Raw genomic sequence first — 14,912 nt, 5'->3', positions numbered from 1 at the left:
CGGAGGGGGGGTGCGGCCAGCAACATTGTGTAAGCCCGCGAACCCCCTCCACCGCTTCGCGGTCCCCCTCCCCGCAAGCGGGGAGGAATGATGATCATCCTTGGCCTCGATCCTTCACTCAGCTGCACCGGCTGGGGCATCATCCGCGTCGAGGGCAGCCGGATCAGCCACATCGCGAACGGCCAGATCAAGACCGACGCCAAGGCGCCCCTGCCCGACCGCCTCGCGCAGCTCGACACGGTGCTTGCGGCGGTCATCGCCGACCACGCCCCGATCTGCGCCGCGGTCGAGGACGTGTTCGTGAACGACAATCCGCAATCGACCCTGAAGCTCGCGCACGCCCGCGGTGTCGTCTTGCTCGGCTGCGCGCGCGGCGGGCTGGCCGTCGCCGAATATGCCCCGCGCCTCGTCAAGAAAGCGATCGTCGGCACCGGCACCGCGGCAAAGGAACAGGTGCAGGCGATGCTGCGCGTGCTGCTCCCGGGCGCGAAGGTCACGGGCGCCGATGCCGCCGACGCGCTGGCGGTCGCTATCTGCCACGCGAACCATCGGCCGCGCTGCTAAACCCTCGTCACCCCGGACTTGATCCGGGGTCCAGGCGGCGCGGCTGGAATGGATGCCGGATCAAGTCCGGCATGACGAAGCAGGGAAACTGTTCCCTTTTCATTCCCCCCGCGCTACGCAGGGTGAATGATCGCGAAACTCACCGGACGACTGGACTCCAGCGGCGCAGGCCATGCCGTGATCGACGTCGGCGGCGTCGGCTATCTGGTGGAGGCATCGGCGCGCACCCTCGACGCGCTCGGCCCCACCGGCGGCGACGTAACCATCCACACCGAAATGCTGGTCGGCGAGGATTTCCTGCGCCTGCTCGGCTTTGCCAAGGCTGAGGAACGCGACTGGTTCCGTATGCTCACCAGCGTTCAGGGCGTCGGCACGAAGGTCGCGCTCGCGATCCTCTCGGCGCTGGAGATCGCCGACCTGCAACGCGCGCTGGCGAGCGGCGACAGCGCGATGATCGCGCGCGCCAACGGCGTCGGGCCGAAGCTGGCGCAGCGGATCACCCATGAACTGAAGGACAAAGCCGGCGCGCTCGGCGGCATATCGGGCAGCGGCGCAGCTTACGTGCCCACCACCCCCGGCCCCCTCGCCGACGCCGTCACCGCCCTGACCGGCCTCGGCTTTAAACCCGGCGAAGCGAGCGCCGCCGTCGCGGCGGCGAGCGAGGAATTGGGCACGGATGTCGGGCTTGATGCGCTCGTTCGCGTGGCACTCAAAAAGGCGGCGAAATGATGCTTGCAGTTGACGAAGATGGCACACCACGGTGGGAGGCCGCTAGGCAACGCAACGGCCCCAAAGAGGATTTTGCATTTGAGGCGGCTCTACGAATTGCGGACGGAAAACTAACCCTCAATCAGCTGAAAGCTCACATCATATCTGTCGCAAACGCCACGTTCAAATCCAACGGCGGGTCGAAAACCCTGATAACTTTGAACGACGTAAAAGAAGCTTTGGGCGGAAGTGCAAAAGACTGGTTCCATGAGTTGAAGCGTGTGGCTGACCATCCAGATGGCATTGATGAAATAATTGAACGCAAAGGCAAAAATCTGACCGCACTATCAAGGAGGTATGGACCGGTCCAAGCTCAACGCCGGAAAGGATTTTCTAAATCGGTTCCGTCACATTCGATGAAAGATTTGATCGACACGATTTCACGTATCTCAGCAGAAATTGACCGATTGGATGACCTGAAGCTTGTATCCACAGTGGTTGAAAAAGCGGGGAATGATTTGAGAGAATATCGTCGACTGCTGGCGACGATTAATGGCATCACAAAGGCAGCAAAGTGACCGCCCCCACCCGCCACGCCGCGTGCCGCTGCGGCGAAATCCGCATCGCCTGCTCCGGCGAGCCGATCCGCGTGTCGGTGTGCCATTGCCGCGAGTGCAAGGCGCGCAGTGGCAGTGCCTTTGCCGCGCAGGTGCGCTTCGCCGCCGAGCAGGTCCGCATCGAGGGCGAGGCTAACGCGAAGATGTGGCAGTATACTGGCGACAGCGGTCACACCGCCGACTTCTTCTTTTGCGCCACCTGTGGTTCGGGCGTCTGGTACCGCGCGCGGCCCTATCATGATGCTTTCGCCATCCCGCTCGGCAATTTTGCGCCCGGCCACGGCTTCGTCCCCAATTATTCGGTGTACGAGGACCGCATGGAGCCTTGGGTTTCGATCAGCGGCGAGGCAATAGAGCATCATGACTGATCCCGCCGCCGCCCGCCGCCCCAAAGCCGTCGCCTTCGACGTGTTTGGCACCGTCGTCGACTGGCGTAGCAGCATCGCGCGCGAATCCGCGCGTTATCTGGCGCAGATCGACCGCGCCGATATCGATCCGCATGATTTCGCCGACCAGTGGCGCCGCCGCTACCTGCCTGCGATGGCGGCGGTCAGCAGCGGCCAGCGAGGGTTCGTCAAGCTCGACATTTTGCACCGTGAGATGCTTGACGCAGTGCTGGAGGCGCAAGACATCGACCCCGCTGCGCTCGATCCGGCGCTGCTAGCCGACTGGACCGACGCCTGGCACCGGCTTGACCCCTGGCCCGACAGCGTCGCCGGGATCGCGCGGCTGCGCGCCGCCTTTCCCGTCGTCACGCTGTCGAACGGCAATATATCGCTGATGATCGAAATGGCGCGCCGCGCGGGGCTGGTGTGGGACGCGATCCTCGGCGCCGAATATGCCCGCGCGTACAAGCCGCAACCCGCCGCCTATCTTGCGACCGCCGAGGCGTTGGGGCTGGCGCCACACGAGCTTTGCCTTGTTGCTTCGCACCACAGCGACCTGGCCGCGGCGCGCGCTTGCGGGCTGATGACCGCGCATATCGAACGGCCGATGGAATATGGCGGCGCCCGCGCGCCCGACGCCGACGCGGCGCAGGATTGGGAGTATAGCGCCGACAGCCTGACCGATTTGGCGGCGCAACTGGGATGCTGACTTGACCGACCTCACCACCCCCAATCGCACCCCCGAGGACGCCGACGCGGCGCTGCGCCCAAAATCGCTCGCCGAATTTGTCGGGCAGGCGGCGGCGCGCGAGAATCTGCGCATCTTTATCGAGGCCGCGAAGTCGCGCTCCGACGCACTCGACCATGTGCTGTTCTACGGTCCCCCCGGCCTCGGCAAGACGACACTGGCGCAGATCGTCGCGCGCGAGCTCGGCGTGGGCTTCCGTTCGACCAGCGGCCCGGTGATCGCCAAGGCGGGCGACCTCGCCGCGTTGCTCACCAATCTCGAGGATGGCGACGTCCTGTTCATCGACGAAATCCACCGCCTGTCGCCCGCGGTCGAGGAAATCCTCTACCCCGCGATGGAGGACCGCGCGCTCGACATCATGATCGGCGAGGGGCCGTCGGCGCGCAGCGTGCGGATCGATTTGCCGAAGTTCACGCTGGTCGGCGCGACGACGCGGCAGGGGCTGCTCACGACGCCGCTGCGCGACCGCTTCGGCATCCCGGTGCGGCTCAATTTCTATACGCATGGTGAGCTGGAGCAGGTCATCACGCGTGCCGCGCGCCTGCTCGCGCTGCCGATCGCATCCGACGGCGCGCTCGAAATCGCCAAGCGCTCGCGCGGGACCCCGCGCATCGCCGGGCGGCTGCTCCGCCGGGTGCGCGATTTCGCGACCGTTGCGGGCCATGCAATCGTCGATGCGAAAGCCGCCGATGCCGCGCTCAACCGGCTGGAAGTCGATGCGCTCGGCCTCGACGCGATGGACCGGCGCTACCTGACGATGATCGCCGACATCTATCGCGGCGGCCCGGTCGGGGTCGAGACGATGGCGGCGGGGCTGTCCGAACCGCGCGACACGATCGAGGATGTGATCGAACCCTATCTGCTGCAAGTCGGCCTGATCGCGCGCACCGCGCGCGGGCGGATGCTGAATGCCAGCGCGTGGAAGCATCTGGGGCTCAATCCGCCCGCAGGATCGCAGGACGGGTTGTTCGATAACGGTAAGTGACCGTGCCCCTGCGAAGGCAGGGGCCCATCACCGAATGTCGCGCCCTTGCACGAGCGGCGGGGTAGTCCGCAATGACCGGTGATGGGCCCCTGCCTTCGCAGGGGCACGAGCCTCAGAAGAATGGCGCGGATTTCCGCCATCATCTCCCACCAAATGGCTCCCATCTGCGACGAACCGTTGGTTTGGGGTTTGCGACGAGTCGAAGGGCGGCTATCGATCAAGGCCATGGTAAACGCCCCGCCCCCTTTTGTCCCCGGCGCCTTTGTCGGGGCCGAACATCATTACCGGTCGCGCGTCTATTTCGAGGACACCGACCTCAGCGGCATCGTCTATCACGCCAATTACCTGCGCTATATGGAACGCGCGCGGTCGGACATGCTGCGGATCGCGGGGATCGACCAGCGCGCGGCGATGGAGGCGGGCGATGGCAGCTGGGCGGTCACCGACCTCGCCATCAAATATCGCCGCCCCGCCAAGCTCGACGACGACCTGCTCGTGGTCAGCACTGTCGAAGCCGTGCGCGGCGCCAGCGTGATCATTACGCAGCGCATCCTTCGCGGAACTGACACGTTAAGCGGCGAGACATTGACGGACGGGCAAGTCACCGCCGCCTTCCTGTCGCCCGAGGGTCGGCCGCGCCGCCAGCCCGCGGGCTGGGCCGACCGCTTTACCGCCATCATGAATGGAGAGAAAATCCCTTGCTAGACAATATCTCGCTGGCCGCCGACGCGGCGACCCTGTCCCCGGTCGCGCTGTTCCTGCAGGCCGATATCATCGTGAAAGCGGTGATGATCGGGCTGCTGCTCGCGTCGATCTATGTCTGGGCGGTGATCTTCACCCAGGGGCGCGGCGTCGGCAAGCTGATGCGGGCATCCGAAAATTTCGAGCGCGATTTCTGGCGCGCCGACAATATCGACAAATTCTATGACAAGAACAGCAGCGAGGATCTGCCGAGCGCCAAGGTGCTGGGCGCCGGGATCAGCGAATGGCGCCGCTCGACCAAAGGCAAGGTTATCGACCGCGACGGCACGCGCGAACGGCTGGGCATCGCGATGAACTCGGCGATTGCGGGCGAGGTCGACCGGCTGGCTGACAAGATCGGGACGCTGGCGACGATCGGCTCGGTGGCGCCGTTCGTGGGTCTGTTCGGCACCGTATGGGGCATCATGCGCAGCTTCACCGCGATTGCCGCGAGCAACAACAGCAGCCTGGCCGTCGTCGCGCCGGGTATCGCCGAAGCGTTGTTCGCGACCGCGATCGGCCTGTTCGCTGCGATCCCCGCGGTGATAGCGTACAACAGTTTCTCGCAGCGCCTGAACCGCCTCGAATCGCGCCTCGGCCGCTTCGCCGACGGGCTGCACGCGACGTTCAGCCGTGAGCTGGAGGTGGACGCCTGATGGGCATGACCAGTCCCTCGGGCGGCGGTATCGGCGGGCGGCGCGGGCGCGGCGGGCGCCGCGCCCCGATCGCCGACATCAACGTCACCCCGCTCGTCGACGTGATGCTGGTGCTGCTGATCATCTTCATGATCACCGCACCGCTGCTGGCCTCTGCCGTGCCGATCGACCTGCCCGAAAGCCGCGCCAAGCCGATCGAGACCGAGGAGCAGGAACCGGTCCAGCTGTCGATCAACGCCGACGACACGCTCTACATCGGCGAAGAGGTGGTGCCCGAGGCCGAACTTCCCGCCCGTCTCGACGCCATCGCGCGCGAACGTCAGGGCGAGGACAAGCCGCGCCAGATCATGCTGCGCGCCGACAAGGGGCTCGATTATGGCCGCGTGATGCGCGTGATGGGCGAACTCAATCGCGCGGGACTGACGCGCATTTCGCTGGTAACCACGGGCGCGGAGGGTGCTGCCGAAGCCGCACCGACCGCCGAGACCGCGGTCACCGACGGTTCAGAAACGGGGCAATAGGGTCGCATCATGGCCGCAGCACGGGCATTGGGGGGAAAGGAAAGACGCGGCTTTGCCATCGCGGTGGCGGCGCATGTCGTGATCATCGGTCTTCTTTCCGTCCAGTGGACTGCGGGCGAGCGCCGGTTCGACAATCCACCGATGGAGGTCGATCTGATCGCCGAAACCGCGGTGCAATCAACCGCGCCGGTGATCAGCGAAACCCCGCCCGCGGCGCGGCTGGGCGAAGAGGATATGACCGACATCGTGGCGCCCGAACCGACGCCCGCGCCGCCGCTGCCCGAACCGATCGTCCGCCCGACGCCTGCGCCGACCCCGAAACAGGTCGCGCGACCGAAGGCGCAGCCCAAACAGACCCCGCCCGCGGCCGCCAAGGCGCAGCCCAAGGCCGCGCCCAAGGCGCCCCCGGCCAAAGATCGCCCCGCGCGCCCGACCGGACGCCTTGACGGAATTGCCGAAGGGCTGTCGAAATCGCAGCCCAAATCACCCGCCAGCAAGGGCGCACCCGCCGCGGCCACCGCGGCCGAGGTGCGCCGCTCGATCGACGTCAGCATCAAATCGGCCGTCGCGCCGCGCTGGAACGGGTGCCGCATTTCGGGCGTCGATGTCGATCAGCTCAAGACCGTCGTCAAATTCCGCCTGACGCAGTCGGGCGCCCTCGCCGGCTTCACCAGCGTCACGACGTCGGGCGAAAACGACAGCAACAAATTTCAGATTCAGCGGCACCAGGAATGCGCCAAACGCGCGGTCGAACTTGCCGCACCTTTCGATCTGCCCGAGGATAATTACAGCTTTTGGCAGAATTACACGCTCGATTTCATCAAGAGGTAAGAGACATGTTCCTTCGCCCGATCGGCCTCTCGCTCGCGCTGCTCATGACCACCGCCCCGGTGCTCGCGCAGACCGCCCCCACCCCGCCTGCGGTGACGCCCACCGAACCGCGCGAAACGATCGAAGGCACGCTGTCGCAGGACCGCACCGTCATCGCCATCCCGGCGCTCGCCACCTCATCGGTGCAGACCGTCGCGGGGCTGCGCACCGACAGCCTTGGCCGCCAGATCGCCGAAGTGATCGCCGCCGACCTTGAACGCAGCGGCCTCTACGATCCCTTCGGCCCCAGCGGCGTCCGCGCGATCACCCGCGCCGAGGTGCAGGCGCCGCGCTTTGCCGACTGGCAGGCGCGCAACGCCGAAAATGTCGTCCACGGCTTCGTCGATGCCGGATCGAACGGCAGTCTGATCGTCGGCTGTTACCTCTACGACACCGCGCTCGGCAGCGAGCTGGTGCGCAAGGGGTTCGAGATCCAGCCCGGCGACTGGCGCCGCGCCGCGCACAAATGCGCCGACGCGATCTATTCGCGCCTGTCAGGCGAAGCGCCCTTCTTCGACAGCCGCATCGCCTATATTGCCGAAAGCGGCCCCAAGGGGAACCGCATCAAGCGCCTAGCGATCATGGACAGCGACGGCGGCAACCACCGCTTCATCACCAACGGGCAGGCGCTCGCCATTTCGCCGCGATTTTCGCCCGATTACAAAAAGATCGTCTATGTTTCCTATCTGAACAACCGCGTCCGCGTCTTTATCTACGACGTCGCCAGCGGATCGCAGAAGCTGGTCACCGAAAGCGGCAATGCGACCTTTGCGCCGCGCTGGTCGCCCGACGGCACCCAGATCCTCTATTCGATGGCGGTCGGCGGCAATACCGACATTTATCGCATCTCGGCCAACGGCGGCACCCCGGTGCGGTTGACGAGCACCCCGGGGATCGACGTCGGCGGCAGCTTCTCGCCCGATGGGCGCAAGATCGTGTTCGAAAGCGACCGGTCGGGCAGCCAGCAAGTCTATACGATGAACATCGACGGGTCGAACCAGCAGCGGATCAGCTTTGGCGGCGGGCGCGCCGCGACCCCCGAATGGTCGCCGCGCGGCGACCTGATCGCCTTTACCCGCATGGGCGGCGGCGAATTCCGCATCGGGGTGATGACTCCGTCGGGCGGCAGCGTTCGGATGCTGACCAACAGCTGGCAGGACGAGGCGCCGACCTGGTCGCCGAACGGCCGCGTCATCCAGTTTTTCCGCACCACCCCGGGGCGCGAGGGCAAGTCGAGCCTGTGGCAAGTCGATCTGACCGGCGTCAATCTGCGCCGTCTGCCTACCCCGCAGGATGGATCGGACCCCAGCTGGGGGCCGGTGCTGCCGTAAGGAAAGCGGAACCAAAATCGGCCATCAGGGTTCCCATAATGGCATAAAATGGCGGCAAAATGGGCCGAGACGAGATTTTTCGAGCAACAACAAAAGGACAGACGACATGACGATACGCAAGAGCACCGCAATGATAGCGGCGATCACCATGCTTGCCGTTGGCGCCTGCGCGAAAAAAGCGCCCGATACGCTGCCCCCTGTCCCCGAAGGCACCGGCACCGATACCGGAACCGATACGGGCACCGGCGTGATTCCGGGGTCGCAGGAAGATTTCCTGGCAAGCGTCGGCTTGGAAGGCGACCGCATTTTCTTTGGCTTTGACCAATATAATGTCGACAGCGAGGACATGGCGACGTTGCAGACGCAGGCGCAGTGGTTGCAGCGCAACCCCGCGGTGCGCGTCACGCTGGAGGGCCATGCCGACGAACGCGGCACCCGCGACTATAATATCGCGCTCGGCGAACGCCGCGCCAATGCGGCGAAAAACTATCTGGCCTCGCTGGGCATCGATCCCTCGCGGATCAGCGTCATCAGCTATGGCAAGGAACGCCCCGCCGAACTCGGCTCGACCGAAGAGGCCTATGCCAAGAACCGCCGCGCGGTGACCGTCGTCATCGGGCGCTGATCAGCGGCCATAGCGGCACCGTCGCGAAAGCGGCGGTGCAGGCAAAGACACCGAAGGGGACCCGTCGCTGCACCAGCGGCTGGTCCCCTTTTCGCTGGGCGATCAGCGCCCAGATGATGCCGCCCAAGCTGGCGAGGAGCAGCAGCAGCGGCAGCGCCTGCCATCCAAGCCAACAGCCAATCGCGGCGACCAGCTTGGGATCGCCGCCGCCCATGCCCTCGCCGCCGCGCGCGCGGCAATAGGCCCAGGCGATCAGCGCGAGCACCGCGCCGCCGGCGAGCGCACCGATCCAGCGGTCGAGCAATGACGCATCGAGCAGCGGGCCCGCCAGCAGCAACCCCACCACCGCCAGCAAAGCGCTCAACCGGTCGGGAAGCCAGAAGTGACGGGCATCGAGGAGCGCGAGCGGTAGCAGCAGCCAGCCGAATAGCGCCCACAGCCAGCCGGACGTCCCCGGCATGATCGTCAGCGCAATCCCGCCGATCAGCGCCGATCCCAATTCCACTCGCCAGTGGAAAGGATCGATCGCTGCGCGGCACTTCTGACAACGTCCGCGTGCCAGGATTGCCGAAAGCAGCGGCACAAGCTCTGCGATGCCAAGCGGCCGCCCGCACCCATCGCATTGCGAGCGCCCCAGCACCGAACGCCCCACGGGCCAGCGCAGCACCAATGTCGCGACAAAACTGCCGAGGACCAGCCCGATCAGCACGGCGAACGGGACGCCCATGCCAAAGGGCAAGGCATCCAGGGCCGTCACGTCAGAAGCGACCCGTCGTCGCCAGTACGAAACCGCCCGAACCGGCCTTGAAGCCCAGCGTCGCCAGCGCCGCCGCCATCGCCGGATCGCGATCGACGTTGATCGCCAACCGGGCGCGATAAGCGCCGCTGCCGTCGAACGACAAGGTCAGCCGTTCCATCCCCGACTGGCTGGCCAGCGCCGCCTGCACGCGGCCGTTCGCACAGCCAAGCGGCCCCGCCAGCCCGCGCGACAGGTCGAGCCCCGCGATGGGCGCGCTGACCGCCAGCTGAATGCGTCCGCTGGCGCTGGTGCATTTTCCGGCGCCATCAAAGCGCAGCGTAGCGCCTTCGAACCGGATGGTGTCCACAGGAATCATCCCAAGCCCGCCCGACATTGTCGTCGTCCCGTTGACTTCGGATACCCCGCGCGGATTGCTGCCGTGCAGCCGCCCCGCCAGCGCGCCGAGCCGCGGGTCGGTGCGCGAAAAGACGAGTTCGGTATCGCCCTCGAGCAGCGCCAGCGGCGACAGGCTCGCGCGCACGGTCCCCAGCGGCAACGCGCCCAGCCGCGCTTCAACCAACTCGCCCGCCCACACCGAACCGCGCACCTCGCGCGCGGTCACCCCGGCGTCGGTCGCGCCCGACCATGCAAGCGCGAGCCGCATCGGAAAGGTGGCGACGATCAGGACGAGCGCCAGCAACAGCGCCGCGACGCCCCAGCGTTGCCGTACGCTCATTGGCCACCCTTCCGAAGTTCGGCCGTCAGTCCGACGGTACCGTCGGCGGCGGGCGTGATCGTCAATTGGTCGATAACAAAGCCCTGCCCCTCGAGCGACGCGAGCCAGTCGGTCAAGACCGGCGCGCGCGCGGTGGCGATGGCGATTGTCGCCTGCCCTTGTCCGCGCGCCTCGTTGCGGTCGAGCGTCAACCCGATTTCGCCCGCCGATTGCGCGAGATATTGGTCGATCGCGACGGCATCCACCGCCGTCGCCACCGATGTCGCGGGACGCTGAGCCAGCAATTGCACCTTGGCGGCGACGCGGCCTTCGCGTTCGATCGCGGCGCGATGTCGGCTTTCCAGATCGACGAACGCCGCAACCGCCGGGCGGCCAAGACCCCAGACGAGCACGCCGACCGCCAGCACCCCCGCGATCGCGACCAGCCAGCGTTCGCGCTGCGACAGCCCGGTCCACCAATTTTGCAGCCCTTCGGTCATGGCACCGCCCGGATCGTGATATTCGCCATCTGCTGGCCGTCGCTGCCCGCCATCGGCTGCGCGGTGACGCGATAGCCGCGCGCCTGGAGCGCGAGCAGCACCTGATTAATGTCCTCGACGCGCGGTGCGGCAAGTGTCGTCGTCAAGGTTCCGTCGGTGCGGTGCGAGAGCGTTTTGAGCGCGACCCCCGGTGCATCGCGCATCGCGTCGTAGAGCGCCGACGCGGGGACCGAAAAGGCCAGCGGGCCACCGCCTGCGGTCGCCAGGCGGCGATCGAGTTCGGCCTCCGCCGCCGTCGCGTCGGGCGCGGTGACGCCCGCCTTTTTCGCCATCGCGACGACTGCTTCATCGGCGCGGCTGCTGTCGCGCGACAAACGAAACGCGTGGATGATCGGTATCAGCAGGCTGACGACCAGCAGCGCGATCGCCAGCCGCTTGACCAGCCGTACCAACGCCGGGTCCAGCGACCAGCTCCGCCGCGGCTTCCACGCGCCGCTCAGCAGGTCGAGCGGGGGCGCTGCGAGCGTCAGCAACAGCGCGTCGCGCATCCGTTCGGCATCGAGCGGCGCAATCGCGTGACCGCCCGCGATCAGCGGATCGAGTTCGGGGTCGGAAACATAGGCGCGGTCGGTGGAACGGACGATCTGTTCGCGGCCGACCTCGGCCGACCACAGTCTGTCGGGTTCGGGCGGCGGCACCGCGGCGGCGGCGGGAATGATCGCGGCGGGTGACAGGCTGCGCGCCGCCAGCCAGTCGGTCCATGCGGTCATCGCCGCATGCGTCGTCACCGCGACCGGCGCCGCCTGACCCGCTTCCACCGGCTGGCCCGCGACGACGTGCAGCAGTGCCGCGTCGCCCAAGCTGGCTTTCAAGGCGTCGATCCGCGCCGCCGCCATCGCCTGCGCGGGCGCCGCTTCGGGATAGGCCAGCCAGCGCAGCGGCACGTCACACGCCGGAGCGAGCGCGATCAGCCGATCGTCGGCATCATCGCTATGCGGCTTTTCCCACGCATCGACCCAGCCGTCATCCTGCCCCGAATCGACGATCACGCCATCGTCGACGCGCAGCCATGCGGGGTCGGGTGCGTCTCCGTCACCGAGCGCCGCCACGGGGGGCAGCCAAAGAACCAGCGTCGCGCTCATCTCAGTCGGCTTCACCCCAGTCGCGCCGCACGACCGTCGGCGGCGCGAGCCCGGCCGACGGCGCACCGCCATTGGCGTCGATGAGCGAAACTGCCGTCAAAAAACCGTCCCCCATCGTCACATTCGTCGTCAGGCTCAGCCAGCGGCTCGTCACCCCGGCCTGCTCCGCGACGTCGGTCGGCGGGTCGAACCCTTCGAACGGCGCCGCCTCCCAGAATCGCACGCTGCTGCCATAGCCGCCCGCGGGACGCGCCGCCAGCGCCGCCCGCGCGTTAGCGAGCGTGATTTCGCCGGGGACCAGCATCGCGATCAGCGGCGCCTGCTCGGGCGCCAGCGTGTTGACGTTGAGCCGCACCGGCTCGGTCGCCGGCAAGACGCAGATCCAGCGTTTCAGCTGCGCATAGATTTTCGGACTGACCCCACGCACCGCGCGCAGCTCGCTGACATCGGCCATCTTGCGGTTGGCGGGCAGATAGGCCCCCGGCATCGCGCGATAGGCGTTGTCCTCGGCACCCAGCGGGCCTTCGTTGCTGTCGCTGTCGATCCAGTCCGCCGCCGCCCCCGCGATCGCCTGCGCCTGCCCCGGATCGATTCCGAGCAACGTCATCAGCTCGCCGAACTGGCGCATCGACCCCGACCGCTGGCTGAAGCGTCCCGGGGCGGTTTCGGCGACGAGGCTGTTGAGGTTGAAGCAATTATTGGCGTCGGCCAGCTTTGCCCGCCCCTCGCCGCCGGGCAGCGGCAGGACGAAATCACGCCCCAGCCAATCGCCCGCGAGCGTCAGCTTGGCGGGATCGCGCCCGACCAGATCGGCGACGCGGCGCAGCGCAATCTGTTCGGCGGCGAAGCTATAGGCGCGGCCCTGATCGACCGTCGCCGCGCTGCCCGCGATCCGCGTCGCGAGCGTCAGGCGATCGAGCGCGGTCGCCGCGATCACCGCCATGACCGCGACCAGCAACAGGACGCTGAGCAGCGCGGCACCGCGTTCGCCGGGCGGGCGGCGCATCATGGCGCCGGGCTTTCGGCGATAGGCGGCCGCGGTAGCGTTGGCGCGGTCAGGAACAGCATCGTCAGCGCCTCGCGCCCGCGGCGCGACACGCGCACCTCGACCGCGCGCGGCAGACGGTCGCCGGGTTCGGACGTCCAGCTGTCACCCCAATTACCGCGCTCGTCGCGGTATCGGACGGCAACGCCGGTTACATCGCCGATCAACCGGTCGCCCTCGCCGAGCGCGGTGCCGTCGAGCATCGGCTGCGTCGCGCGGCGCCACTCGCCGCCGACCAGCGCATAGGCGACGCGCTCGAGCGCGGGCCGCGGCGATCCATCGATCGACCCGGCACCGCCATGGACAAAGGCAAAGCCGGTGGACGAACCAATGAAGGTCGGCACCGCCTCGCCCGCCGGGCCGCGCGTCGCGCGCTGCACCGCTTGCGCGAGATCGTTCGCCATCACGGCGCGGAGCCGGTTGACCCCGCCCATCGCCTTTAGCCGGCTCTGAACCGCATCCTGCGTATCGACGCTGCTGCGCAAGAGCCCGACGCCCATCGCCGCGATCGCGGCGAAGATCGACAGCGCGACGAGCATTTCGACGAGGGTGAAGCCATTCGGATATGCCCCCACCTCCGTTCGTGCTGAGCTTGTCGAAGCACCGTTCCTCCTTCTCGACGTCGCAGAGAAAGAACGGCCCTTCGACAGGCTCAGGGCGACCGGAAACAGGGGGGCGGCGCGCAATCTCATCGCGACGGCCGGATGATCGTCAGCACCGCCTGCCCACGCCCGCTTTCGGGGCGGACGGTGAGGTCGATGCGCAGCAGGCTGTCGTCGGCGGTTCGCGCGACGCGCTGTTCGACGCGCCAGTTGCGTCCTGCATTGGCCACCCCGATCGCGCTGTTGCCGATCGTGGGCGGCGCCGGATCGGTCCACAGCTCGACGGCGCGATTTTGCGCGACGATACCCGCCATCGTGCTTTCGTCGAGGTCGCCCGCGGTGCGCACCGCATAGGCGTCGAGCCGGATCAGCGCGAGCGCGGCGATGCTGATGACGCTCAAGGCCACGAGCATTTCGAGCAGGGTGAAGCCGCTTTCGCGTGTCTGGCCGCGCTCACTGGCCACGGCTGACCTCCCCCGTCGCCGAGACGCGGACGATCTCGCGCGCATCGCCGCCGGTCAGCACGACCGCCTGCGGCGTCGGACTGATGCCGACGCGATCGAACAAGATGCGCGCCGCACCGCGGCCATCGCCCGCCGAAAACCGGACATCGCCCGGCCAGTTGCGATGTTCGAAGGCGCGTCCGGGAAGCGGCTGCCATTCGCCGCCGATCCGCCGCTCGAAGCCATAGCCCGACGGCGCGAAATTGACCGCGACGCTGCGCCCTTCGATCACCGCGACATCGCGCGCCGCGGCGAGGCGCGCGGCGAGCCGGTCGGCTTCGCTGCGTACGCTCCGTTCCTCGCCCGGAAGCGTGAGCGCGACCGCGGTCGCGGCGAGCGCCATGATCGCCAGCACGATCATCAGTTCGACGAGGGTAAAGCCGTTGGCGTGGGGACGCGGGCGCGTCTCAGCTGTCGGCGCGAATATCCGCATTGTCGTCGGTCCCGCCGGGCGCGCCATCGGCGCCGAGCGACCAGACGTCGAACGCCTTTCCGTTCGGCCCCGGCGCCTGATAATTATAGGGGCGCCCCCACGGATCGGCGGGCAGTTTCTTGATATAGCCGCCGCGGCGATAGCGTTCGGGCTGTGCGAGCGAGGGCGGCGGGGTCGACAGCGCATTCAGCCCGTCGGTCGATGCGGGATAGGTCAGATTGTCGAGCCGATATTGTTCCAGCGCGCTTTCCAGCGTCGCAATATCCGCCTTCGCCTTGGTCACCATTGCCCGATCCTGGCTGGGCAGGACGTTGATCATCACGACGGTCGCGAGCAGGCCGATGATGAAGATCACGACCATCAGCTCGGTGAGCGTGAAACCGCGCTCGCCCTTTTTGCGGCGGCGGCGGACCGGTGCGCGGCCTTCGCCGGGAAAGGAGGTGTCGAGCATCAGGCGAAGGAAAAGCTGCATCAGCGACAT

General features: G+C 67.2%; 21 protein-coding genes. 12 read left to right on the top strand and 9 right to left on the bottom strand.

The features are described from left to right. Positions 1-90: 90 nt before the first annotated feature. From ruvC to pal, 12 genes are all read left to right on the top strand, one after another. A complete protein-coding gene (ruvC, locus tag SPYCW_RS03080; RefSeq protein ID WP_120218067.1) occupies positions 91-564 on the top strand; it encodes a crossover junction endodeoxyribonuclease RuvC in 474 nt (157 codons plus the stop codon). Positions 565-690: 126 nt separating this feature from the next. Continuing rightward, positions 691-1,293: a Holliday junction branch migration protein RuvA gene (gene ruvA, locus SPYCW_RS03075; RefSeq protein ID WP_120215544.1), complete on the top strand. Its 603-nt coding sequence runs from the start codon at positions 691-693 to the stop codon at positions 1,291-1,293. Next, entirely contained in the window at positions 1,290-1,850 is a 561-nt protein-coding gene (locus SPYCW_RS18770; RefSeq protein WP_145985932.1) for a hypothetical protein, read from the top strand. The genes ruvA and SPYCW_RS18770 overlap by 4 nt, the downstream gene beginning before the upstream one ends. Then, entirely contained in the window at positions 1,847-2,257 is a 411-nt protein-coding gene (locus tag SPYCW_RS03070) for a GFA family protein (protein WP_120215543.1), read from the top strand. Before SPYCW_RS18770 ends, SPYCW_RS03070 begins: the two co-directional genes overlap by 4 nt. Continuing rightward, a complete protein-coding gene (locus SPYCW_RS03065) occupies positions 2,250-2,984 on the top strand; it encodes a haloacid dehalogenase type II (protein ID WP_120215542.1) in 735 nt (244 codons plus the stop codon). The genes SPYCW_RS03070 and SPYCW_RS03065 overlap by 8 nt, the downstream gene beginning before the upstream one ends. A 1-nt stretch (position 2,985) precedes the next feature. Continuing rightward, positions 2,986-4,008, top strand: coding sequence for a Holliday junction branch migration DNA helicase RuvB (ruvB, locus tag SPYCW_RS03060; RefSeq protein WP_120215541.1), 1,023 nt, complete (start codon positions 2,986-2,988; stop codon positions 4,006-4,008). 225 nt (positions 4,009-4,233) lie between these two features. Next, complete coding sequence (locus SPYCW_RS03055) at positions 4,234-4,713, top strand: YbgC/FadM family acyl-CoA thioesterase (protein ID WP_120218066.1); 480 nt, start codon at positions 4,234-4,236, stop codon at positions 4,711-4,713. Beyond that, positions 4,707-5,405, top strand: coding sequence for a protein TolQ (gene tolQ, locus SPYCW_RS03050; protein ID WP_120215540.1), 699 nt, complete (start codon positions 4,707-4,709; stop codon positions 5,403-5,405). Before SPYCW_RS03055 ends, tolQ begins: the two co-directional genes overlap by 7 nt. After that, positions 5,405-5,926, top strand: coding sequence for a protein TolR (tolR, locus tag SPYCW_RS03045; protein ID WP_120215539.1), 522 nt, complete (start codon positions 5,405-5,407; stop codon positions 5,924-5,926). Before tolQ ends, tolR begins: the two co-directional genes overlap by 1 nt. A 9-nt stretch (positions 5,927-5,935) precedes the next feature. Continuing rightward, entirely contained in the window at positions 5,936-6,757 is an 822-nt protein-coding gene (locus tag SPYCW_RS03040; RefSeq protein WP_120215538.1) for a hypothetical protein, read from the top strand. Between the two features lie 5 nt (positions 6,758-6,762). After that, the gene (gene tolB / locus SPYCW_RS03035) at positions 6,763-8,127 is read left to right on the top strand and encodes a Tol-Pal system beta propeller repeat protein TolB (protein WP_232014815.1); all 1,365 of its coding nucleotides are present in this window, start codon (positions 6,763-6,765) and stop codon (positions 8,125-8,127) included. 106 nt (positions 8,128-8,233) lie between these two features. Then, positions 8,234-8,752: a peptidoglycan-associated lipoprotein Pal gene (pal, locus tag SPYCW_RS03030; protein WP_171005350.1), complete on the top strand. Its 519-nt coding sequence runs from the start codon at positions 8,234-8,236 to the stop codon at positions 8,750-8,752. Here the strand turns inward: pal and SPYCW_RS03025 are convergent. From SPYCW_RS03025 to gspG, 9 genes are all read right to left on the bottom strand, one after another. After that, the gene (locus SPYCW_RS03025; RefSeq protein ID WP_120215537.1) at positions 8,739-9,509 is read right to left on the bottom strand and encodes a prepilin peptidase; all 771 of its coding nucleotides are present in this window, start codon (positions 9,507-9,509) and stop codon (positions 8,739-8,741) included. The genes pal and SPYCW_RS03025 overlap by 14 nt on opposite strands. A gap of 1 nt (position 9,510) precedes the next feature. Then, positions 9,511-10,227, bottom strand: a complete 717-nt coding sequence (gene gspN / locus SPYCW_RS03020) for a type II secretion system protein N (protein WP_120215536.1) — start codon at positions 10,225-10,227, stop codon at positions 9,511-9,513. Next, positions 10,224-10,706 carry a type II secretion system protein GspM gene (gspM, locus tag SPYCW_RS03015; RefSeq protein ID WP_120215535.1) on the bottom strand — a complete coding sequence of 161 codons (483 nt, stop codon included), beginning with the start codon at positions 10,704-10,706 and terminating at the stop codon, positions 10,224-10,226. Before gspM ends, gspN begins: the two co-directional genes overlap by 4 nt. Then, entirely contained in the window at positions 10,703-11,848 is a 1,146-nt protein-coding gene (gene gspL, locus SPYCW_RS03010) for a type II secretion system protein GspL (RefSeq protein ID WP_120215534.1), read from the bottom strand. Before gspL ends, gspM begins: the two co-directional genes overlap by 4 nt. Position 11,849: 1 nt before the next feature. Then, positions 11,850-12,857, bottom strand: coding sequence for a type II secretion system minor pseudopilin GspK (gene gspK, locus SPYCW_RS03005; RefSeq protein WP_232014814.1), 1,008 nt, complete (start codon positions 12,855-12,857; stop codon positions 11,850-11,852). Next, positions 12,854-13,468 carry a type II secretion system minor pseudopilin GspJ gene (gene gspJ / locus SPYCW_RS03000; RefSeq protein WP_232014813.1) on the bottom strand — a complete coding sequence of 205 codons (615 nt, stop codon included), beginning with the start codon at positions 13,466-13,468 and terminating at the stop codon, positions 12,854-12,856. The genes gspK and gspJ overlap by 4 nt, the downstream gene beginning before the upstream one ends. 113 nt (positions 13,469-13,581) lie before the next feature. Continuing rightward, complete coding sequence (gspI, locus tag SPYCW_RS02995; protein ID WP_232014812.1) at positions 13,582-13,959, bottom strand: type II secretion system minor pseudopilin GspI; 378 nt, start codon at positions 13,957-13,959, stop codon at positions 13,582-13,584. Further along, on the bottom strand, positions 13,949-14,431 hold the full coding sequence (locus tag SPYCW_RS02990; RefSeq protein WP_120215531.1) for a GspH/FimT family pseudopilin: 483 nt from the start codon (positions 14,429-14,431) through the stop codon (positions 13,949-13,951). Before SPYCW_RS02990 ends, gspI begins: the two co-directional genes overlap by 11 nt. After that, positions 14,406-14,912 carry a type II secretion system major pseudopilin GspG gene (gene gspG, locus SPYCW_RS02985; RefSeq protein ID WP_120215530.1) on the bottom strand — a complete coding sequence of 169 codons (507 nt, stop codon included), beginning with the start codon at positions 14,910-14,912 and terminating at the stop codon, positions 14,406-14,408. The genes SPYCW_RS02990 and gspG overlap by 26 nt, the downstream gene beginning before the upstream one ends.

Source organism: Sphingopyxis sp. EG6, from assembly GCF_003609815.1.
In the GTDB taxonomy this organism is placed as follows: domain Bacteria; phylum Pseudomonadota; class Alphaproteobacteria; order Sphingomonadales; family Sphingomonadaceae; genus Sphingopyxis.
Note: the sequence above shows the minus strand (reverse complement) of the source record. Positions and strands in the feature narration are given on the sequence as shown.